Source organism: Serpens gallinarum (assembly GCF_014836765.1).
Classification (GTDB): domain Bacteria; phylum Pseudomonadota; class Gammaproteobacteria; order Pseudomonadales; family Pseudomonadaceae; genus Serpens; species Serpens gallinarum.
This window is the reverse complement of record NZ_JACSQG010000009.1, coordinates 12193-33525: the sequence shown is the minus strand read 5'-3', so window position 1 is coordinate 33525 and position 21333 is coordinate 12193. Positions and strand designations below refer to the sequence as shown.

The 21333-nt window shown below is 62.4% G+C and carries 17 protein-coding genes; 13 read left to right on the top strand and 4 right to left on the bottom strand.

The genetic code is table 11. From position 1 onward, the window contains the following. Positions 1 to 3 precede the first annotated feature (3 nt). Genes H9642_RS14710 through nirB form a run of 3 tightly spaced genes read right to left on the bottom strand, consistent with a single transcriptional unit; the run spans position 4 to position 3803 of the window. On the bottom strand, positions 4 to 813 hold the full coding sequence (locus H9642_RS14710; RefSeq protein WP_251837214.1) for a formate/nitrite transporter family protein: 810 nt from the start codon (positions 811 to 813) through the stop codon (positions 4 to 6). Positions 814 to 861: 48 nt separating this feature from the next. Next, the gene (gene nirD, locus H9642_RS14705) at positions 862 to 1245 is read right to left on the bottom strand and encodes a nitrite reductase small subunit NirD (protein ID WP_251837213.1); all 384 of its coding nucleotides are present in this window, start codon (positions 1243 to 1245) and stop codon (positions 862 to 864) included. Then, positions 1245 to 3803: a nitrite reductase large subunit NirB gene (gene nirB, locus H9642_RS14700; RefSeq protein WP_251837212.1), complete on the bottom strand. Its 2559-nt coding sequence runs from the start codon at positions 3801 to 3803 to the stop codon at positions 1245 to 1247. Before nirB ends, nirD begins: the two co-directional genes overlap by 1 nt. Positions 3804 to 4416: 613 nt before the next feature. Between nirB and xdhA the strand changes: the two genes are divergently transcribed. The 6 genes from xdhA (at position 4417) to H9642_RS14670 (ending at position 13725) form a co-directional block, all read left to right on the top strand. Beyond that, complete coding sequence (xdhA, locus tag H9642_RS14695; protein ID WP_251837211.1) at positions 4417 to 5862, top strand: xanthine dehydrogenase small subunit; 1446 nt, start codon at positions 4417 to 4419, stop codon at positions 5860 to 5862. Then, a complete protein-coding gene (gene xdhB, locus H9642_RS14690) occupies positions 5855 to 8257 on the top strand; it encodes a xanthine dehydrogenase molybdopterin binding subunit (RefSeq protein WP_251837210.1) in 2403 nt (800 codons plus the stop codon). The genes xdhA and xdhB overlap by 8 nt, the downstream gene beginning before the upstream one ends. A 139-nt stretch (positions 8258 to 8396) precedes the next feature. Continuing rightward, positions 8397 to 9236 carry a xanthine dehydrogenase accessory protein XdhC gene (xdhC, locus tag H9642_RS14685; RefSeq protein WP_251837209.1) on the top strand — a complete coding sequence of 280 codons (840 nt, stop codon included), beginning with the start codon at positions 8397 to 8399 and terminating at the stop codon, positions 9234 to 9236. 130 nt (positions 9237 to 9366) lie between these two features. Then, complete coding sequence (gene guaD, locus H9642_RS14680) at positions 9367 to 10668, top strand: guanine deaminase (RefSeq protein ID WP_251837208.1); 1302 nt, start codon at positions 9367 to 9369, stop codon at positions 10666 to 10668. Positions 10669 to 11020: 352 nt separating this feature from the next. After that, on the top strand, positions 11021 to 12958 hold the full coding sequence (locus H9642_RS14675) for a methyl-accepting chemotaxis protein (RefSeq protein ID WP_251837207.1): 1938 nt from the start codon (positions 11021 to 11023) through the stop codon (positions 12956 to 12958). 125 nt (positions 12959 to 13083) lie between these two features. Further along, on the top strand, positions 13084 to 13725 hold the full coding sequence (locus H9642_RS14670) for an FMN-binding negative transcriptional regulator (RefSeq protein WP_251837206.1): 642 nt from the start codon (positions 13084 to 13086) through the stop codon (positions 13723 to 13725). Positions 13726 to 13912: 187 nt separating this feature from the next. Here the strand turns inward: H9642_RS14670 and H9642_RS14665 are convergent, their stop codons facing one another. Further along, positions 13913 to 14305, bottom strand: a complete 393-nt coding sequence (locus tag H9642_RS14665; RefSeq protein WP_251837205.1) for a GFA family protein — start codon at positions 14303 to 14305, stop codon at positions 13913 to 13915. A 190-nt stretch (positions 14306 to 14495) separates the two neighbouring features. Between H9642_RS14665 and H9642_RS14660 the strand changes: the two genes are divergently transcribed. The 7 genes from H9642_RS14660 (at position 14496) to H9642_RS14630 (ending at position 21325) form a co-directional block, all read left to right on the top strand. Then, complete coding sequence (locus H9642_RS14660) at positions 14496 to 14909, top strand: antitoxin Xre-like helix-turn-helix domain-containing protein (protein ID WP_251837204.1); 414 nt, start codon at positions 14496 to 14498, stop codon at positions 14907 to 14909. Further along, complete coding sequence (locus H9642_RS14655; RefSeq protein WP_251837203.1) at positions 14903 to 15604, top strand: RES family NAD+ phosphorylase; 702 nt, start codon at positions 14903 to 14905, stop codon at positions 15602 to 15604. The genes H9642_RS14660 and H9642_RS14655 overlap by 7 nt, the downstream gene beginning before the upstream one ends. A gap of 266 nt (positions 15605 to 15870) precedes the next feature. Then, entirely contained in the window at positions 15871 to 17010 is a 1140-nt protein-coding gene (locus H9642_RS14650; protein WP_251837202.1) for a lactonase family protein, read from the top strand. Positions 17011 to 17200: 190 nt separating this feature from the next. Then, complete coding sequence (locus tag H9642_RS14645) at positions 17201 to 17773, top strand: NADPH-dependent FMN reductase (RefSeq protein ID WP_251837201.1); 573 nt, start codon at positions 17201 to 17203, stop codon at positions 17771 to 17773. A gap of 206 nt (positions 17774 to 17979) precedes the next feature. Further along, a complete protein-coding gene (locus H9642_RS14640; RefSeq protein ID WP_251837200.1) occupies positions 17980 to 18705 on the top strand; it encodes a tellurite resistance TerB family protein in 726 nt (241 codons plus the stop codon). Between the two features lie 439 nt (positions 18706 to 19144). Continuing rightward, a complete protein-coding gene (locus tag H9642_RS14635) occupies positions 19145 to 19672 on the top strand; it encodes a sorbitol dehydrogenase family protein (RefSeq protein WP_251837199.1) in 528 nt (175 codons plus the stop codon). A gap of 12 nt (positions 19673 to 19684) precedes the next feature. Next, entirely contained in the window at positions 19685 to 21325 is a 1641-nt protein-coding gene (locus H9642_RS14630) for a GMC family oxidoreductase (protein ID WP_251837198.1), read from the top strand. Positions 21326 to 21333: the final 8 nt, after the last annotated feature.

The window sequence follows — 21333 nt, the reverse complement described above, 5'->3', positions numbered from 1 at the left end:
TGATCAGAAAGAACGTTTGGCAGCGGTACGCACGTGGGTGGCGTACAGCGTCAGGCCGGTGAAGGCCAGGCCACCCACCAGGTTGCCCAGCGCAGTGGGGATTTCGTTCCACAGCAGGTAATCCATTACCGAGAAATCACCGCCGATCATCAGTCCGGCCGGGAACAGAAACATGTTCACCACCGAGTGCTCGAAGCCCATGTAGAAGAACAGCATGATCGGCATCCACATGGCGATGGCCTTGCCGCCCACGGTGGTGGAGATCATCGCGCCGACCACGCCCATCGAGACCATCCAGTTGCACAGCACGCCGCGCAGGAAAATAGTCATCCAGCCGGCCAGGCCGTGCTCGGCATACCCCAGGGTGCGTGATTCGCCGATGTGCGACAGCCGGTGCGCCACCTCGCCGGGCTCGATGGAGAAGCCGTAGGTGAAGACAAAGACCATCATGAAGGCCACGGTCAATGCGCCGGCGAAGTTACCCAGGAACACCAGCCCCCAGTTACGCAGCACGCCGTTGACCGTAACGCCGGGGCGACGGTCGAGCAGCGCCAGGGGCGTCAGCACGAACACCCCGGTGAGCAGGTCGAAGCCCATCAGGTAGAGCATCACGAAGCCGACGGGAAACAGCATCGCTCCGGCCAACGCCGAACCAGTCTGCACGGTGATCGTCACCGCGAATACCGCGGCCAGGGAGAGGATCGCACCGGCCATAAACGCGCGGATCAGGGTGTCGCGGGTAGACATGAAAATCTTCGATTCGCCGGCGTCCACCATCTTGGTGGCGAACTCCGAAGGGACTATGTAGGACATGGCGGTCTCTCGTATGCAGTCAAAAACAGGGTTAAAACAATGCGGGGCTCACGCGACGCCGATTTCCACGGCATCGTCATTCAAACGTGCCGGCCAGACACGCAGGCGCTGCTCGGGGTATTCCAGGCAGGTGCCGTCTTGCAGGCGAAAATGCTGCTTGTACAGCGGCGAGGCGATGACCAGATCGCCCTTGAGGCAGCCGACGATGCCGCGGCCGATAACATTGGCTCCGGACTTCGGGTCGCGGTTCTCAATGGCGTAGAGCCTGTCGCCCGCCGTGTTCTCCGGCAGGTAGAACAGCGCCACCTGGATGCCATCCAGCCAGGCGACCACGCCCGAGTTAGCAACCAGATCGCGGCGGCCGCACAGGGCACGCCAGGAAGCGGATGGGCTGACGGTTTGCGAGTCGAGACACATGGCATTGAGGCTCATCAGAGCACCTCCTGGGCAACGGGGATCAGGTGAAGTTCAGAGGCGCGCACCGGCCTGCGCTGGCCGCGTTCTCTGACAAAGTGAATGTCCGGATCGGCGCGCCGATCATTGACGAAGGTGCGGAAGCGCTTGAGCTTTTCCGGGTCTTTGAGGGCGTTGGCCCATTCGCATTCGTAGCGATCGATCACCAGTTGCATCTGCGCATCCAGTTCGGCGCCGAGCCCCAGGCTGTCGTGGATGATCACGTCCTTGAGATAGTCCAGGCCGCCGTCCAGGCTTTCGCGCCACACCGAGGTGCGCTGCAGCTTGTCCGCCGTGCGGATGTAGAACATCAGGAAGCGGTCAATGGTGCGGATCAGCGTGGCGTCATCGAGGTCAGTGGCAAACAGCTCGGCGTGGCGCGGGCGCATGCCACCGTTGCCTGCCACATAGAGGTTCCAGCCCTTCTCGGTGGCGATCACGCCGATGTCCTTGCTCTGCGCTTCGGCGCATTCTCGGGTGCAGCCGGAAACGCCGAACTTAAACTTGTGCGGCGCGCGCAGGCCCTTGTAGCGGTTCTCCAGGAGCAGGGCCATGCCGACGCTGTCCTGCACGCCGTAGCGGCACCAGGTGCTGCCGACGCAGGACTTCACCGTGCGCAGCGACTTGCCATAGGCATGCCCGGTTTCAAAACCCGCCGCGATCAGCTCGCCCCAAATGTCCGGCAACTGATGCAGCTGGGCGCCGAACAGGTCGATGCGCTGGCCGCCGGTGATCTTGGTGTAAAGGTCGTATTTCTTTGCCACCGCACCCAGGGCGATCAGCTTGTCGGGAGTGATTTCCCCACCGGCGATGCGCGGCACCACCGAGTAGGTGCCGTTCTTCTGCATGTTGGCCATGAAGGTGTCGTTGGTGTCCTGCAGCGGCACCAGCGACGGATCCGTGATCGGCTGGTTCCAGCAGGACGCGAGGATCGAGCCCACAGCCGGCTTGCACAGGTCGCAGCCGGTATGGCCGCGCCCATGCTTGGCCAGCAGTTCCTCGAAGCTGAGGATGCCCTCGACCCGCACGATCGCGTAGAGCTCCTGGCGGGTGTGGACGAAGTGTTCGCACAAGCTCTTGTCCACCGCGACGCCACGGGCGCTCAGTTCATGCTCGAAGACCTGCTTGAGCAGCGCGCTGCAACCGCCGCACCCGGTGCCGGCTTTGGTGGCGGCCTTGAGATCGCCCAGCTCGGTCAGGCCGGCGTCCACCTGGCAACAGACCGCGCCCTTGCTGACGTTATGGCAGGAGCAGATGGTTGCGGCGTCCGGCAGCGCATCGACCCCCAGCGCCGGCGCGCCATCAGACAGCGGCAGGATCAGGCTGGACGGGTTCTGTGGCAAGGCAATGCCATTCTGCGCGTACTGCAGCAAGGTGTCGTAGTAGCTGTTGTCGCCGACCAGCACCGCGCCGAGCACATGCTTGCCGTCGGCGGACACCACCAAACGCCGGTAGCTGGCGGAAGCCTCGTCGATAAAGCGATAGCTCTTAGTGCCTGGTGTGGCGCCATGGGCGTCGCCGATGGAGCCGACGTCCACCCCGAGCAGCTTGAGCTTGGTGGACATGTCGGCGCCGGTGAAGGCCTCGTGGGCGACACCGGCCCATTGCGCAGCGACCGTGCGCGCCATGCTGTAGCCCGGAGCCACCAGACCGAATACGCTGCCGTTCCAGCTGGCGCATTCGCCGATGGCGAAAATGGCCGGATCCGACGTGCGACAATCGTTATCGACCACCACACCGCCGCGCGGGGCGATCTCCAGTCCGGCACTGCGAGCCAGAGCGTCCTGCGGCCGGATGCCGGCAGAAAAGACGATCAGATCGGTTTCCAGGTACTCGCCGTCCTCGAACGCCATCCGGTAGGCGTAGTCCTCGCCGGCGACAATCTCCCGAGTGGCGCGTGACAGGTGCACGCCCACGCCCAGCGCTTCGATGCGGGCACGCAGCGCGGCGCCACCCTCGGCATCCAGTTGCACCGGCATCAGACGCGGGGCGAACTCCACCACATGGGCCTCCAGGCCCAGGGACTTGAGTGCATTGGCGGCTTCCAGACCGAGCAGACCACCGCCCACCACCACACCACGGCGGGCGTTACTGGCCGCAGCCCGAATGGCGTCGAGGTCATCCAGGGTTCGATAGACCAGCCGGGCGTTGCCCTCTGCACCCGGGATCGGCGGCACGAAGGGGTATGAGCCGGTGGCCAGAATCAACTGGTCGTAGGCGTAGCGACTGTCAGGGGTGACGACTTCCTTGCGCTCGCGGTCGATCTCCAGCACCGGGGTGCCGAGGTGCATGTGTACGCCGTTCTGCGCGTAGAAGTCCGCCTCCCCCATGGCGAGCGATTCAGCATCGCGACCGCCGAAGTATTCGGACAGGTGAACGCGATCATAGGCGCGCTGGCGCTCTTCGCCGAACACATGGAGTTCCGTGTGGGCCAGCGTGCCAAGGGCGATCAGCTGCTCAATGCAGTGATGGCCGACCATTCCGTTGCCGATGATGATCCGCTTTTCACGCGTGGCTGGGGTGACAATGGCGTTCATCTCTTACCTCGCTCAACGTCGCTGCCGGTGGTTGCCGGCAAAAAAATCAAAAAAAAAACGCCTGAAGCTGTCCGAGCAGCTTCAGGCGCCGTTGCCTGGTAATCGTGGGGATCATGTTCCGGGCGCCGTTGCCCGGTATCCCCTGCCCCGCGCGACTGGCGCGGCGCCTGGATAATTCTGTAGTCGGCCTGCCGCCATGGGCAGGCTTTCTGAGTAGTGCAGGTTGCATGCCATTTCGGCTGAGGCCATACACAGGACAGGCGCGAGCCGCAGCCCGCCTGGAAAGCCGGCACAAATAGCCACGGGCAGGCCCGCGCAGCTCAGGCCATGGCCGGTATTTATGCGCACCAGCACATGGCAACCAACCCTGCCTGCGCACCAGCCTGGAGCCATTTGCTTGGCAAGGGCAGGACGTCGTCGATAACGGCGCGATCGCGCAGCGCATCGCCACGGCCACGCCTATCGATGCGCGCGGCAGGCTCCGCTCAAGTGGACCAGACTTGTTCTGAACCACAGGCCGTTCAGCCAGGAGCAGGTGCGGGCTGGAGGCAAGCCACCAGGTAGCCTCGCTCGCCACTCACCCTGCTGCACGAAATCACCCGGAGGCGTTGCCTTGATTCAGTTTCTTCTCAACCGCGAGATGCGCAGCGAGCAGACGCTCGACCCCAACACCACGGTGCTGCAGTACCTGCGCGAACACCTGCACAAGACCGGCACCAAGGAAGGCTGCGCCTCGGGCGATTGCGGCGCCTGCACGGTAGTGGTCGGCGAACTGGACGGCACACGCCTGCGCTACCGCACGCTGAACGCCTGCCTGACCTTTTTTTCTGCCCTGCACGGCAAACAACTGATCACTGTCGAAGACCTCAAGAACCAAGGGCAGTTGCACAGCGTCCAGCAGGCCATGGTCGATTGCCATGGTTCGCAGTGTGGCTACTGCACCCCCGGTTTCGTCATGAGCCTGTTCGCCCTGCAGAAGAACAGCGCCGCCACTGGCGCCGACCCCGCCGCCACCCACGAAGCCCTGGCGGGTAATCTGTGCCGCTGCACCGGCTACCGACCGATCCTGGCCGCCGCTGAACAGGCCTGCAGCCATCCGCAGCTGGACCAGTTCGACATAGCCGAAGCCGAGACAGTGAAACACCTGCAAGCCATCGCCCCGCTTGAAACCGCCGAGCTGGATGACGGGCAGAAACGCTGCCTGTCACCGCTTACCAGCGACGCGCTGGCGACAGTCTATGCGGCCAATCCCGAGGCACGCCTGCTGGCTGGCGGCACTGACCTGGCGCTGGAAATCACCCAGTTTCACCGCGAGCTGCCGGTGATGATTTACGTCGGGCACATCGCCGAAATGAAACGGATCACGCTGGATGACGAGTACATCCGGATTGGCGCGGCGGCCTCGCTCACCGACTGCCATGACGTTCTTGCCCAGGAATACCCGGACTTCGGCACCCTGCTGCAACGCTTCGCCTCGCTGCAGATCCGCAACCAGGCCACCCTGGGCGGCAATATCGGCAACGCCTCGCCCATTGGCGACGCCCCGCCCCTGCTGATTGCCCTCGGCGCCCAACTGGTGCTGCGCAAGGGCGAGACCCGGCGCACCCTGGCGCTGGAGAAGTACTTCATCGACTACAAGGTGACCGCGCGCCAGCCGGGCGAATTCATCGAAACGATCCTGGTTCCGCGCGCACGCCCCAACCAGCAGTTTCGCGCCTACAAGGTGTCGAAACGTCTGGACGACGACATTTCCGCGGTGTGCGCAGCGTTCAACCTGTCGATTGAGGACGGTGTCGTGCAGTCGGCGCGCATTGCCTACGGCGGCATGGCGGCGATTCCCAAGCGCGCCGCGGCTTGCGAAGCGGTGTTGCAGGACGAAGTGTGGAATCTCGCCACGCTGGAGCGCGCTTGCGCCGCGCTGGCCACGGACTTCACCCCGCTGAGCGACTTTCGCGCCAGTCGCGCGTACCGCCTGCTGGTCGCGCAGAACCTGCTGCGCAAATGCTTTCTGGAGCTGAACGCACCGAAAACCGCCACCCGGGTGACCGCTTATGTCTGATCACGCGACCGTCAAGACCCAGGAACAGCTCGCCGCCCTGTTCAAGCAGGATCTGCACACCGGCGTTGGCCGCAGCGTGCCCCACGACAGCGCGGCCAAGCACGTGACGGGCGAAGCGCTGTATGTCGATGACCGCCTGGAGTTCCCCAACCAGCTGCACGTCTACGCGCGCATCAGCGAGCGCGCCCACGCGCGCATCCGGCGCATCGACACCACGCCCTGCTACGCAATTGCCGGCGTGGCCCTCGTCATCACCGCCCAGGACGTACCTGGCCAGCTGGACATCGGCGCCATCGCCCCGGGCGATCCGCTGCTGGCCGACGGCCTGGTGGAATATATCGGCCAACCGGTGCTGGCGGTGGCCGCCGACAGCCTGGAACACGCCCGCCAGGCGGCGCAGGCGGCCATCGTCGAGTACCAGGATCTGGAACCGGTGCTCGACGTGGTCGAGGCGCTGCGCAACCACCACTTCGTGCTGGACAGCCATACCCATCAACGTGGCGACGCCGACGCCGCACTGGCCACGGCGCCGCACCGTCTGCACGGCACGCTGCACATCGGCGGACAAGAACACTTCTACCTGGAAACCCAGGCAGCCTCGGTGATGCCGAGCGAAGACGGCGGCATGCTCGTCCATAGCTCCACGCAGAACCCCACCGAAGTGCAAAAGCTGGTCGCCGAAGTGCTCGGCGTGTCGATGAACAAGATCGTCATCGACACGCGCCGCATGGGTGGCGGCTTTGGCGGCAAGGAAACCCAGGCCGCCGGTCCGGCGTGCCTGTGCGCGGTGATCGCGCACCTGACCGGGCGGCCGACCAAGATGCGCCTGCCGCGCCTGGAAGACATGCAGATCACCGGCAAGCGCCACCCGTTCTACGTCGAATACGACGTCGGCTTCGACGACGATGGCCTGCTGCACGGCATCAAGATCGACCTCGCCGGCAATTGCGGCTATTCGCCGGACCTGTCCAATTCCATCGTCGACCGCGCCATGTTCCATGCCGACAACGCCTACTACCTGGGCGACGCCGTGGTGAACGGCCATCGCTGCAAGACCAACCTGGCCTCCAACACCGCCTTTCGAGGCTTCGGTGGCCCGCAGGGCATGGTCGCCATTGAGGAGATCATGGATCACATCGCCCGCACGCTGGGCAAGGACCCGCTGGCGGTGCGCAAGCGCAACTACTACGGCACGGAGTCGCGCAACGTCACCCACTACTACCAGACCGTCGAGCACAACCTGCTGGCCGAGATGACCGCCAAGCTGGAAGCCAGCAGTGAGTACGCCACGCGCCGCGCCGCGATCCGCGCCTACAACGCCAAAAGCCCGGTGCTGAAGAAAGGCCTGGCGCTGACGCCGGTGAAGTTCGGCATTAGTTTCACCGCCAGCTTTCTCAATCAGGCGGGCGCGCTGATCCACATTTACAAAGACGGCAGCATTCACCTGAACCACGGCGGCACCGAGATGGGTCAGGGCCTGAACACCAAGGTCGCCCAGGTGGTCGCCGAGGTGTTCCAGGTGGACATTGGCCAGATCCAGATCACCGCCACCAACACCGACAAGGTGCCCAACACTTCGCCGACCGCCGCCAGCAGCGGCGCCGATCTGAACGGCAAGGCCGCGCAGAATGCCGCGCTGGCCATCAAGCAGCGGCTGGTGGACTTCGCTGCCCGCCACTGGCAGGTGAGCGAGGAAGACGTCGAATTCAAGAACGGCCAGGTGCGCATTCGCGACCAGTTCCTGGCTTTCGAGGATCTGATCCAACAGGCCTATTTCGGCCAGGTGTCGTTGTCGGCCACCGGTTTCTACCGCACGCCGAAGATCTACTACGACCGCTCCCAGGCCAAGGGCCGGCCGTTTTATTACTACGCCTTCGGCGCGGCCTGTTCCGAAGTGCTGGTGGACACCCTGACCGGCGAATACAAACTGCTGCGCGCCGACATCCTCCACGACGTCGGCGCGTCGCTGAACCCGGCCATCGATATGGGTCAGGTGGAAGGCGGTTTCGTGCAGGGCATGGGCTGGCTGACGACGGAAGAATTGGTGTGGAGCGACACCGGCAAGCTGCTGACCTCAGGGCCGGCGAGCTACAAGATCCCGGCGGTGACGGATGTGCCGGCGGACCTGCGCGTGACGCTGGTAGAGAACCGCAAGAACTCGGAAGACACCGTGTTTCACTCCAAGGCTGTCGGCGAACCGCCGTTCATGCTCGCCATTTCGGTGTGGTGTGCGCTCAAGGACGCGGTGGCGAGTCTTGCCGACTACCGCGTGCAGCCGCACATCGACGCGCCGGCGACCCCGGAGCGGGTGCTGTGGGGCGTGGAGCAGATGAGAGCGGCAAGCTCCAAGCTTCAAGAGCGAAGCGAGGAGCCCAACATGACGGAGTCCCCCTGATGGTTACATGCGGCTTGCAGCTCATGAGTAGGGTGGACAACGCTCTGCTTGTCCACCTTGGCTACAACACGAATTCTCCGCAGGAAAACGCTGCGCGGTTTTCCACGGGGCGGCTATCCGTACGACTAGGAACCCAGCCATGAGCAACACCGCCTGGATCGAGGCTCTGGCCGAGCTGCAGCAACAGGGAACGCCTTGCGTGCTGGTGACCCTCATCGAGGAGCGTGGCTCGACACCGCGCAATGCCGGCGCGAAATTGGTGGTCACCGCCGAGCGCAGCTACGACACCATCGGCGGCGGCCATCTGGAATACAAGGCCCTGCAGATCGCCCGCGAGATGCTGGAAAGCCGCAGCCGCGAACCGCGCCTGGAACGCTTCACCCTCGGCGCCAGCCTTGGCCAGTGCTGCGGCGGCGTCACTGTGTTGCTGTTCGAGCCCATGGGCCAGCCGCAGGCATACATTGCCGTGTTCGGTGCCGGGCATGTCGGCCGCGCGCTGGTGCCGCTGCTGGCCAGCCTGCCGTGCCGGGTACGCTGGATCGACTCGCGGGAACAGGAATTTCCCGCGCAGATTCCCGCCGGGGTGGACAAGGTACTCACCGAGGACGTCATCGATGAAGTGCAGGAGATGCCCGCCGGCAGTTACTTCATCGTCATGACCCATAATCACCTCTTGGATCTGCAACTGGCCGCCGCCATCCTTACGCGCAACGACTTCGCCTGGTTCGGGCTGATCGGCTCGAAGAGCAAGCGCGCCCGTTTCGCACACCGCCTGCAAGAACGCGGCGTGCCAGCCGAGGTCATCCAGCGCATACGCTGCCCCATGGGTTTGGCCCAGGTAAAGGGTAAACTGCCGATGGAAATCGCCGTGTCCATAGCCGGCGAGGTGATCGCCACCTACAACGCCCGCTTCGGTGAACAACGTCAGCACGGCGAGAAGTCGGTGCCTATGCTGCTACCGGCTTCGCGCCGGGGATAAGCCCATACAACTGTTGTAGGGTGGATGTCGTTTTTTACATCCACCACAGGCGCCGTTTTGGTGGACAACTAAAAACGGTTGTCCACCCTACATGGGGCCCGTACGTAACCAATAGACTTCTGAGAACCCCATGACCCAACGCACTGCCTTTCGCGCCGCCCTGCTTCATTGCCTTGCCGACCCGCGCGAGGTTGGCACGGAGGCTTCCTATGAATACCTTGAGGACGGCGTGCTGGTGGTCGAGGACGGCAAAATCGTCCAGCTGGGCGATGCTGCCACCCTGCTGCCCACCCTGGCCGCCACTGTCGAAGTGCGTGAATTCCCCAATGCATTGATCACGCCCGGCTTTATCGACACCCACATCCACCTCCCGCAAATGGGCGTAATCGGCTCCTACGGCGCGCAACTGCTCGACTGGCTGGAAACCTACACCTTCCCCAACGAGGCCAAGTTCGCCGACCCGCAGCACGCTCGTGAACAGGCCCAGTTGTTCCTTCAAGAGCTACTGCGCAACGGCACCACCACTGCGCTGGTCTTCGGCACTGTGCACCCGCAATCGGTGGATGCCTTCTTTGAGGAGGCCCAGAAGCTCAACGTGCGCATGATCGCCGGCAAGGTACTGATGGATCGCAACGCCCCGGAGTACCTGACCGACACCGCCGACTCCGGCTATGCCGACAGCAAGGCGCTGATCGAGCGCTGGCACGGTAAGGGCCGCCTGCACTACGCCGTCACCCCGCGTTTCGCACCGACCAGCACGCCCGAGCAATTGAACCGCGCCGGCCAGTTGCTCAAGGAATACCCGGACCTGTACCTGCACACCCACCTTTCGGAAAACCAGCAGGAAATCGCCTGGGTCAAGGAGCTGTTCCCCGAGCGCAGCGGCTACCTGGATGTCTACGATCATCACGGCCTGATCGGCCCGCGCGCGGTATTCGCCCACGGCGTTCATTTGTGCGACGAAGAATGTCAGCGCCTGGGGGAAACCGGCTCGGCGGTGGCCTTCTGTCCCACCTCAAACCTGTTCCTTGGCAGCGGCCTGTTCGATCTGGACCAGGCGGAACGCCACGGCGTGCGCGTCGGTCTGGGCACCGATGTCGGTGGTGGCACCAGCTTTTCGCAGTTGCAGACCCTCAACGAGGCCTACAAGGTGCTCCAATTGCAGGGGCAGAAGCTCGATCCGTTCAAGGCGCTATACCTCGCCACCCTCGGCGGCGCCCGTGCGCTCTATCTGGACGACAAGATCGGCAATCTGCAACCGGGCAAGGACGCCGACTTCGTGGTGCTCGATTACCAGGCCACCCCCTTGATCCGTCAGCGACTCAGCCAAGCGACCACGCTGCGGGAAAAGCTCTTCGCCCTGATGATCCTGGGCGACGACCGCGCCGTGCGCGAAACCTTCGCCGCCGGGCAGTCCGTGCATCGGAGCTGAGGCTGTCTGAATGCTGCCCTACGCTCCTGGAGAGGATCGCGGGGCGGCCTCCTGTATTCCGGTAGTTCTTCGCACCCCGCCTCCCCAAAGCTCGCCAAAACAGAACCGGGAGCTCCTCACTCAATGTGAACCACCAAGTCCAGATTGAAACATCGTCTAAATAATCATGATATTGCGCTAAATAACTGTTTTTATTTGGTTTTGCTCAGAAGCCAAGAAAGAACATTGACATCAAAATGCTATCATTTACTTCACATCAAGCGATCTCCATTCGGAATGCTGCGGCAGCCAACAACAACTCCACCGCAATGGAATTGCACCTTTTATTCACCTGCTTCGAGCATCCGCACACATGAATGACGGTCGCGCATTTGCGTTCTTCACCCATATCAAGGTCACCGGCAAGCTGACCATCGGCTTCGCCCTTGTGTTGGCCCTCACCACCCTGATTGCCATTACGGCCTGGCTGTCGCTGGACAGGCTCTCCAAGAGTGCCGATCAATTTGGCCAAATCGCGATTCTCGAGCGACTCACCCAGGAACTGGTTTTCACCGTCCAGACCTATCGGCAGAGCATCAAGGAGACGGATCGCAAGGCTGCGCAGAACCAACTGCAACGCCTGCAGGCTGAACAACTGGAAATGCGCAAGCATCTCGATGTCCCCGAGCATATTGATGTCGCCAACCGCCTGTTGGCACTGGGCGAGCAGTACGGCGCAGCGTTCACACAATTGGACGAAGCGCTGCAATCCCGCATCCAGCACACCTCACAACAGGCCCTATCCGGCGGCCAGGTGCTGGGGGCGTTCGACAAACTGGACCGCAACCTCATCGACAACAACCCCTTCCCGCTTGAGCTCACCCTTGAACTCACCCGCGAACTGATGAGCATGCAGAGCGACATGTTGCTGGGCCGTCAAACGTTGATGCGTTATGAGCTCCAGCGAGATAACCACGACCTGCAGAGGCAAGGTCTGGCCACGATGCAGTCCGTACTGACTCGACTCGACAACCGCTCGGCGTACTTCAACCATCAGGAACCTCTCCTGGTTACTGCCCGTGACGCGCTGCGCGCCTACCAGACTGCCTACCAGGGCAGTGCCGCCGCCTTTACCCACGAAGACAAAGCCATGGAGGACCTGCGCGTCGCGAAAGACAACCTGTTCACCACCGGTCGCACCTTGTACGAAGCATTGCTTGAACAGCGCCTGGATGAGACCCGCTTCGCCAAACTGACCATTCTGTTTACCGCCCTGGGCGCGATATTGCTGGGCCTATTGGTGGCACGCATCATTACCGGCCAGATCGTCCAGCCCCTGCAACTGGCTTTGGAGACTACCGACCGGATCGCCGACGGCGACCTCAGCATGCACCCCGTGAGCCAGCGTGGCGACGAATTCGGCGCACTGGAACAGCACGTCTCCGCGATGCGCGACAGCCTGCGTGAGCTGATTGGCAACATCGGCAACAGCACAAATCAGATTGCCAGCGCCGCCGAAGAGCTGTCCGCCGTTACCCTGCAAACCAGTGAAGGCGCCAAGCGCCAGATGGCGGAGACCGCTCAGGCCAGCCAGGGCATGCAGGAAATGACCGCCACCGTGCAGGACGTGGCCAGCAATGCCGAACAGGCATCGCATGCCGCCGACAACGCAGACCGAGAGGCACTTGCAGTCAACCGGCTTGCTGAGCAAACCCTGACGCAAATCCACACTTTGGCCGAACAGGTCGGTCGCTCCATGGCGGCGATGAACCACCTGCAGCAGGAAAGCGAGAAGATTGGCAGCGTGCTGGATGTGATCAAGAACGTTGCCGAACAGACCAACCTGCTGGCCCTGAACGCCGCCATCGAGGCCGCCCGCGCCGGCGAAGCCGGACGCGGTTTCGCCGTGGTTGCGGACGAAGTGCGTGGCCTGGCCCAGCGCACCCAACAGTCCACCCAGGAAATCGAAAGCCTGATTGCTGGCTTGCAGGCCGGTACCCAGGCGGCCGTACAGACCATGCAAAGCAGCCGCGAATTGACTGATCGCACCGTAGAATTGGGTCAGAACACCGGTACCTCGTTGGCTACCATTGCCCAGATGGTGTCCAACATGCAGGCCATGAACCAGCAGATCGCCACCGCAGCCGAGCAGCAAGCCAGCGTGGCCAACGAAATCAGCCACGGCGTCGTGCGCGTGCGCGACATTTCCGACCAGACCGCCACCGCCAGCGAACAGACCGCTGCCGCCAGCCATGAGCTGGCGCGTCTGGGCGCCACGCTGCAAGCGCAGATTCGCCGCTTCAAACTGTAAAATTCGCGCCACTGGCCTGCCCATGGCAGGCCAGTGGAAGCGCTCTTTTTTGCGGCACCCGGTTCCTGTAAGTCACCCGCCAGTGGCACACTCGATGGCATTCCTGCCATCACGAGCCTGCCGTCATGTACGTCCCCGCCCACTTCGCAGAAAACCGCACGGAAGCGCTGCACCAACTGATTCGGGACTACCCCCTCGGCGCGCTGGTTGTCCTCGGTCCCGAGGGCCTGGATGCCAATCACCTGCCCTTCGAGCTGGCCTCGGCGCAGGGCCCGCAGGGCACACTCCTCGCCCACGTCGCCCGCGCCAACCGGCTGTGGCAGGACATCGCCGACGGCAGCGAAGTAATGGTCATCTTCCGTGCGGAACAGGCCTATGTCTCGCCCAACTGGTACCCGAGCAAACACGAATTCCACCGCCAGGTGCCCACCTGGAACTACCGTGTCGTCCACGCCCATGGCCGCCTGCGCATTCGCGACGATGAGAAATTCGTCCGCGGCGTCGTCGGGCGCCTGACCCGCACCCACGAAGCCCAGGCCGAACCTCTCAAGCCGTGGAAAATGTCCGATTCCAGCCGCGACTACATCGACCAGATGCTCGCCGCCATCGTCGGCATCGAGATCGAAATTACCCGCCTCACCGGCAAGTCGAAAATCAGCCAGAACAGGGAAGCACGGGATGCACGCGGCGCGGCGGAAAACCTGCGGGAGCGCGGACAGGAGGCGCTGGCCGCGCACATGCTTGAGACGCTGGGAAGGAAAGGCTGAACAGCCGCCCCGGCGTGGCCCGAACGCATCTCCCTCCGGTACACCGCTCAGCCGTAGGATGGGTTGAGGCGCACAGAGGGTGACGATTTACCTCGTGGCATTGCGCCGATACCTATCAATGCCAACTACGACAATGGGTATCGCTGCGCTCAACACCATGCAACGTTTTTAAGCTGCGTCCGGCGCCTTACCCCTCAAACCTACTCGCGTCATCACGATCACGCTCGTAACGTCTGGTGAGCGGAAACGCCGGTAACCAGGACTCGCGGCGGAGGGTCCAGCATTCGTAGGTGGGCGTCAGTTGGTCAGGGGCATCCAAAGCACCTAGTTGCACTTCGATTTCGTCTGCGGTGCGGGCGAACACGGACGAGCCGCAGCGGGGACAGAAAAACCGTCCGCCGTAATCGCGCGTTTCGCCCTCGACCGTCACCGCATCCTGAGGAAATACCGCGCACGCGTTGAACAGCGCGCCATGGTGCTTGCGGCAGTCGAGGCAGTGACAAAGGCCAACCCGGTAAGGGCGTCCCGACGCCACAAGTCGAACATTGCCGCACAGGCAGCCCCCGGTGAACTGGTTCATGTGTGCCTCCGTTGAACGCTAACGGCTCGGACTATAAAACGTTAGCCAGTGGACGTTCATGACAGCTGTGACAGCCTAACCTGTTATCGATTTCAGCTGTCGACAGGTGCATTTACTCCAACCCACTTTGATCTATAGACGCAACACAGCTATTATTGAGTCTACAGAATCAAGCAAAGGAGCTTTTGCTATGGGAACCCTGGCAACCGCTGCTCCAGCCCGAGACTTTTCACGGGAGCAATGCGTAGCAGGTCTGCGGGCGGCGCTGAATATCCTCGACAAGTGGCAGGCTTCGTCCGAACAGGCCTGCCGCATCCTGCGCATCTCACGCAGCACATACACCCGCGCCCGGCAACAGGACCCGGCCTGGTCCGTGGCGCTGGACGCCGATCAATTGCAACGCATCAGCATGGTGCTGAACATCCACGCCGCGCTTCGCCTGATTTTCGACAACCCCGAAAATGTTTACGGCTTCCCCGCGATGGAGAACCACAACGCGTTCTTCAATGGCCGCACGCCGCTGGACATCATGGCCCAGGGCGACATGATCTCCCTGTACGAGACCTTTCGGCGCATCGACGCGCTGCGGGGCGCCCAGTGGTAAGGCTTGGCAGCCTGGCCATTTCCAGCGGCGAGAACCTCCGGGCCTACCGGTTGGTCAACTCCAAGTTTCCCCCCATCGCCCTGTTCGATGATGTGGCCGACGCAAAGGACTTCGAGGCGCTCTTCCAGCTCCAGTCCCTGACCAATCCTCGCCTGCAGAACGAAATCGGCCGGCTGGAGCTGGTGGCCCGCGATGAGATTCCTTTCGGTATTACCGGCTGCGCCTATGCCACGGCGCCCTTCACCCATGTGAACCCTGAGGGCTCGCGTTTTAGCGATGGCAGTTTTGGCGTGCTCTACCTGGCCGACAGCATGGGCACCGCGATCGCCGAAGTGCGCTACCACCAGGCGCGCTACTGGTCGAACGTGCCAGGGCTCAGCTACGAACGCTTTACCTTTCGCGGGCTCACGTGCCGCTTCAACGATACCGGCATGAAAGACGCCACGGCAGTGCCGCTGACCGACCCCATCTACGCGCCCGAGGATTACAGCCATTCGCGCCAATGGGGGCATGAATTGAAACGAACCGGCTGCCCGGGCTTGCGCTACAACTCGGTCCGCTCCCCCGGCAACATTTGCTGGGCATTGATGACGCCCCGACCCGTTACCTCGATCATTCAGACCGGACATTACGAAATGATCTGGAGCAACCAAATCATCGGCATCAATCGGATTGCGACGCTGGAGAGTCGATAGGCTGGGTTGCAGGGATGGCTGGTAGGTCAGCAGCCCTGGCGTGCCAGACGCCAGCTTTCTTCTGCTGGCGCTGGGTGAATGCTGGCTGCATCTACACAAAGAGAAGCGAAGCATTGCCTGAGCGATGAGGAACTGGCCATCTTCGTCCGTTTAGGCTGGGCAACAGCGGCTGGCGCATTAAGCAGAACAGAGTGGCGGACGGTCAAAAAAGCTCCTCACCCAGCCAATGCCGGTCGCGCCCCGTCGCACCGGAGTGGAGGCACAACATGACCCCGCTCAACACCCTGAAAGCCCTCTCGCTATCCGCTGCAATGGCCCTCGCCAGCCCGCTGTTACAGGCCCAGACCTACGCCTTTGTGTCCAACGCCGTCGATGGCACCATCGGCAGCTATCGCCTGGCCGATAACGGCACTCTGACCCTACTCACGTCCACACAAGCCGGTGACAACGTGATGCCCCTGGCACTCAGTCCGGATCATCGCAAGCTGTATGCCTCCATCCGCTCGGAGCCCTTTAGTGTCGCAACGTTTGCCGTGGACCCGGCGGATGGCTCGCTCAAACTGCTGAGCAAGGCCGCCGTAGCCGACAGTCAGGCCTACATTTCTGTCGACCGCACCGGCCACTATCTGCTGGGAGCTTCCTACGGCAACAATCAGGTCATGGTCAACGCGATTGACGCCCAGGGCATGGTTCAGGACGGTTCGCAGCAAGTGGTTGAGACTGGGCTCAACGCCCACGCCATCATCGTCGACCACAGCAACCGCTTTGCTTACGCCACGAACCTGGGCTCTGACCAGCTTCTGGTGTTCACATTCGACGAAAAAACGGGCCAGTTGACCCAGAGTAGTTCGGTCAAATTGCCGAAAAACGCCGGCCCACGCCATGCCGTGATCGCCACGGACAACCGCTTCCTGTACCTGCTCGGCGAAATGGCCGGCACCGTCACCAGCTACTCGATTGATCAGACCACCGGCGCCCTGACCGAAGTCGCCAGCGTGCAATCGGTTCCAGCCAGCGCCGGCCTGGTGCACGGCCAACCGCGGCCTGCGGCCACGCCCGGCCAGCCTGCGCCAACGCTGCCGGACAACCTGATCTGGTGTGCGGACATTCGCCTCACGCCCAACGGCCGTTTCCTCTATACGAGCGAGCGCACCGGCAGCAGCGTCAGCGTCTTTGCCGTCGACGGCCAGACCGGTACGCTGACCTACCTGCAAAACATTGCAGTCGAGAAGCAACCACGGGGCATCGCGGTCGATCCGAGTGGTAAATGGCTCCTCGTGACCGGCGAGAAGAGCGATGAGATCGGGGTCTACGCCATCGATCCCGAGAAAGGTACGCTCACCCGCGCCGGCAACGCGCCTTCGGGTAAAGGTGCCAATTGGGTGGAAACCGTGTCCTACCCGTAAGCGAATCCGGGCCTCCGCCCGCTGACAAGCGCTCCGGCATGCAAGGCGGCATCAACCGCTAACCCACCAGCCTTATTGCGGCACAACGCCGGCCGGCATCATTGGCCGACGACATGCCTGCGCGTTCTTGCCAGGAGTCGGGTCAAAGGCCAAGGTTCCACCAGGAAATCTCACTTAGGAGAAAACGAATATGGCCAGTTACAAGGTTGGGTATTTCGTTGGTAGCCTGTCCTCGACGTCGATCAATCGTCGGCTTGCCCAGGCACTGACTCGATTGGCACCCCCCGAATTGCAACTCGTCGAGATCCCGATCAAGGATCTGCCTGTCTACAGCCAAGACTATGATGCCGACTACCCTCCAGTGGCCCGGACCTTCAAGCAGGCCATCGCCGACTGCGATGCTCTCCTGTTCGTCACCCCTGAGTTCAACCGTTCGATCCCCGGCGGCCTAAAAAACGCAATCGACTGGGCCAGCCGTCCATGGGGCCAAAACTCCTTGGCGCACAAACCTTCCGGCGTGATCGGCACGTCACCTGGGGCTATTGGCACTGCGGTGGCCCAGAGCCAATTGCGTGGCGTGCTGTGCTATTGCAACTCGCCACTGATGAACACCGTTGAGGCCTACATCCACTTCAAGGAAGGGCTTATCACGGCCGACGGCGAGGTTACCAACGAGAGTACTCGGGAGTTTCTGCGCAACTACATGACCGAGTTGCACGCCTTCATCGTGCGCGTCCTCACCGTGCTGCCCCGCACGACCTGAGCCGCACGACGGGTGCGAGCGTAATCGAGGCATGCCGCACCCTGCGCGTTTTTCGAGCGTGCCGCTGGGCAGTCGCGCTCCCCGCCTCCCGTTTACTCGTGCAGTGCGTTCGTAAAAAATGCAACATCCGGATGCAAATGCGCCACGTCGAGGCGCAAGGCAAGCTTTACCCTGCAGCCGTTATTTACTTTTTTGAGGACGCTCAGATGAACACCCGAGGTTTACTCGACCAGTTGCTCAGATCTGGCCAGGATCTGCTGCAGAAACAGGGCAGCAAGAGCACCACCGGCAAACCCGTCGCCAATGGCGGGTTGGGTGGGTTGTTAGGCGGTGCGGGCGGCGGGAATCTGGGCAGCCTGCTTTCTGGCGCGGGCGGCGGTGCCGTGGCGGCGGGCGCGATGGGCCTGCTGCTGGGTAACAAGAAGGCGCGCAAGTTCGGCGGCAAGGCCTTGACCTACGGCGGCCTGGCGGCCCTCGGCGTGATTGCTTACAAGGCCTACGGCAACTGGCAAGCCCAGCAGGGCAGCGCGCCACAAGGCGAGCCGCAAACCCTTGATCGATTGCCGCCGGCCCAAGTCGAACTGCACAGCCAAGCAATCCTCAAGGCGCTGGTGGCGGCGGCCAAGGCCGATGGGCATGTGGACGAGCGCGAAAAAGCGCTGATCGAGGGCGAGTTCGTCAAGCTCGACAACGATCAGGAACTGCAACAGTGGCTGCACACCGAATTGAACAAGCCCCTCGACCCGGCCGATGTCGCGCGCGCCGCCAGCACTCCGGAAATGGCAGCTGAAATGTACATCGCCAGCGTCATGCTCGTGGATGAAGAGCACTTCATGGAACGCGCCTATCTTGATGAGCTGGCCAAGCAGCTCAGGCTCGATCCGGCCCTCAAGACCGAACTGGAAAATCAGGTTCGTCAGGCCGGAACTTGAGGAAGAGAGAGAAAAGGGAACGAATTATGTTTCGGGCCCGAAAAACCCAGGCCGTATTTTTGCCTAATGCGACGGGGCCGCTTTAGGTCAAATGCAGCATGCCCCCTCACTCAGCCTCCGATAGGCGCAACCAATCGATAAACCGCCAGAGGGCTGCTGCGGGTCAACCGAACCGGTGCAGCCGGGTGGCGCCAATCTTCAGAGAAAGCAGGACGAGCGATCCATAGGCTACGACAAACCCGCCGGGAGCGGGTGTCGCCTTGCTAGCGCAATGGAGCCACTACGCGGCTCGCTGCAAATGTCCACGGACCCTAGTCGCCCCTCACGAGGGAAATGTGGAGCGACTCTGAACTCTACGAATTCGTGCTGGCCTATAACAAACACTCCTTCGTTATCGGCCTCGACGCTAAAGCCGGACTGATCTGACTCTGGTATTGCCATGTCCTTGGTAAGAAAAAAAGTCGTCAGCCTCTCACCTCACGCCCCCGAAGATCCGTCGCGCCGGGGCCTGCTGATGGGCATGCTCACCCTCTATACGGCATCCCTGATTCCCTGGGCCGTCGCACAAACTGCCCCGGACGCCGAGCGCGGCGCCTTCATGGCCGTTTCGGCAATCATCGCCGGTCGCCAGTCTCTGGACGCTGAGCTCTCGGCGACTCTCTTCGATGCGCTGACCGAGGCGGACCCCAATTTTTCAGCGGCAACCCGCGAACTGTTGAAGCTGATCAACGATCGCCAGATCGGTCCCCTCCAACTGCAGGCGGTACTCGAAAGCGACTATCCCTCGCTCGCGCCGGTGCCGCGCAAAATTGCCACGGCCTGGTTTCTCGGCATCGTGAGCGACGGTGAGCAGGTGCATTGCCTCGCCTATGAAAACGCCTTGAATGCAGTGTTCGTCAGCGATGTGCTGAAGCCGCCCAGCTATTGCCATGGCGCTTATGGCAGCTGGGCCAGTAAACCGGTTTGAGAGGGTCGCCACGTGGCCGAAGAGTTGTCTGCTGATTTCGTTGTGATTGGCTCCGGTATTTGCGGCGCGCTGACCGCGCTCAAGTTGGCCAGGCGCGGCGCCTCGGTGCTGATCTTGGAAGCCGGCCCCCGCGTGGGTCGCGCCCAACTGGTGGCCAATTTCCGTAATTCGACGCGCCGAAGCGACTGGATGTCGCCGTATCCGTTCTCGCCCTGGGCACCCCACCCGGTGTATGCGCCCAAGGACAATGGTTACCTGGTCCAGGCCGGGCCGTATCCGTATCCAGCCGAATACATCCGCATGGTGGGCGGCACCACCTGGCACTGGGCGGCGCATGCCTGGCGCTATGTCCCCAATGACATGCTCATGCAAAGCCTTTACGGCGTGGGTGTCGATTGGCCGTTCAGTTATGACGCGCTCGAGCCCTTCTATCAGGAAGCCGAGGAAATCATGGGGGTCGCCGGTTCTCTGGAAGAGCATCCGGAATCGCCTCGTAGCAAGCCGTTCCCACTGGAGCCCGTGGCCGAACCCTACGCGATGCGCCGCTTGCGCGAACGCCTGGCTGGCGTCTACCCCGTGGTGGGCAATACCGTTGCACGCAACAGCCGCACCTTCGACGGCCGCCCCGCCTGCTGCGGCAGCAACAACTGTCAGCCGATCTGCCCGGTGGATGCGCAGTACCACGGAGGGCTGTCCGTGGACGCCGCCGAAGCGGCCGGCGCCAAGCTGATTGCCAATGCCGTGGTCTATCAGCTCGAACATGATGCCCAAGACCGAATCGTGGCCGCGCATTACTACGATCCGGACAAGACTTCCCACCGCGTTACGGGCAGAACATTCATCGTTGCCGCCAACGGCATCGAAAGTCCCAAGCTCTTGCTGCTCTCCACCAGTGATAAATACCCCAACGGAGTGGCAAACAGCTCGGGAATGGTGGGCCGCAACCTGATGGACCATCCGAGCACGTCACTGACCTTCGATGCCGATGAAGAGGTCTGGCTTGGGCGCGGACCGCAGAGCCCAAGCTCGATCAACACCCTGCGCGACGGCCCGTTCCGTTCGGAATATTCCGCATACCGGCTGGATTTCACCAACATTTCACGCGTCGACAGCACCACTCAACGGCTCTTGCTGGAAGGCGTCTATGGGCCCGAGTTCGAAAAGCGCCTGCGCTATAGCGCCGCCCATGAAATGAACGTCAAGACCGTGCTGGAAGTGCTGCCCAACCCGGAAAACCGCATCAGCCTGAGCGATCAGAAAGACGCCCTGGGCATCCCGAAACCGCAGGCCCACTACAGGATTGACGATTACACCCGCGGTGGCGCCATCGCCGGCAAGGCGGATTTCGCCCGGATCGCAGAATTGATGGGCGGCAGTAACCTTCGGTATACCAAGGATGATTATTTCGCCAATAACCAGCACATCTGCGGGACGCTAACCATGGGCAGCGACCCGCATACGTCCGTGTGTGACGAGTACGGACGCGCCCACGACCACGAAAACCTTTATCTGGTCGGCACGGGTGTATTGCCGACTGCGGGCACGTGCAATTCGACGCTGGCTGCCGTGGCCGTGGCGCTGCGAAGCGTCGAACACATGCTGCCTGGCTCCTCGAGCGCATGGACTGTTAACCATGACGCGCCCATCGCGTAAGCGTGAAG

Bases quoted from the DNA above. Each gene is read 5' to 3' on its own strand.
- H9642_RS14710 (WP_251837214.1), bottom strand. From the start codon at position 813: ATGTCCTACATAGTCCCTTCGGAGTTCGCCACCAAGATGGTGGACGCC.
- nirD (WP_251837213.1), bottom strand. From the start codon at position 1,245: ATGAGCCTCAATGCCATGTGTCTCGACTCGCAAACCGTCAGCCCATCC.
- nirB (WP_251837212.1), bottom strand. From the start codon at position 3,803: ATGAACGCCATTGTCACCCCAGCCACGCGTGAAAAGCGGATCATCATC.
- xdhB (WP_251837210.1), top strand. From the start codon at position 5,855: ATGTCTGATCACGCGACCGTCAAGACCCAGGAACAGCTCGCCGCCCTG.
- xdhC (WP_251837209.1), top strand. From the start codon at position 8,397: ATGAGCAACACCGCCTGGATCGAGGCTCTGGCCGAGCTGCAGCAACAG.
- guaD (WP_251837208.1), top strand. From the start codon at position 9,367: ATGACCCAACGCACTGCCTTTCGCGCCGCCCTGCTTCATTGCCTTGCC.
- H9642_RS14675 (WP_251837207.1), top strand. From the start codon at position 11,021: ATGAATGACGGTCGCGCATTTGCGTTCTTCACCCATATCAAGGTCACC.
- H9642_RS14670 (WP_251837206.1), top strand. From the start codon at position 13,084: ATGTACGTCCCCGCCCACTTCGCAGAAAACCGCACGGAAGCGCTGCAC.
- H9642_RS14665 (WP_251837205.1), bottom strand. From the start codon at position 14,305: ATGAACCAGTTCACCGGGGGCTGCCTGTGCGGCAATGTTCGACTTGTG.
- H9642_RS14660 (WP_251837204.1), top strand. From the start codon at position 14,496: ATGGGAACCCTGGCAACCGCTGCTCCAGCCCGAGACTTTTCACGGGAG.
- H9642_RS14650 (WP_251837202.1), top strand. From the start codon at position 15,871: ATGACCCCGCTCAACACCCTGAAAGCCCTCTCGCTATCCGCTGCAATG.
- H9642_RS14645 (WP_251837201.1), top strand. From the start codon at position 17,201: ATGGCCAGTTACAAGGTTGGGTATTTCGTTGGTAGCCTGTCCTCGACG.
- H9642_RS14640 (WP_251837200.1), top strand. From the start codon at position 17,980: ATGAACACCCGAGGTTTACTCGACCAGTTGCTCAGATCTGGCCAGGAT.
- H9642_RS14635 (WP_251837199.1), top strand. From the start codon at position 19,145: ATGTCCTTGGTAAGAAAAAAAGTCGTCAGCCTCTCACCTCACGCCCCC.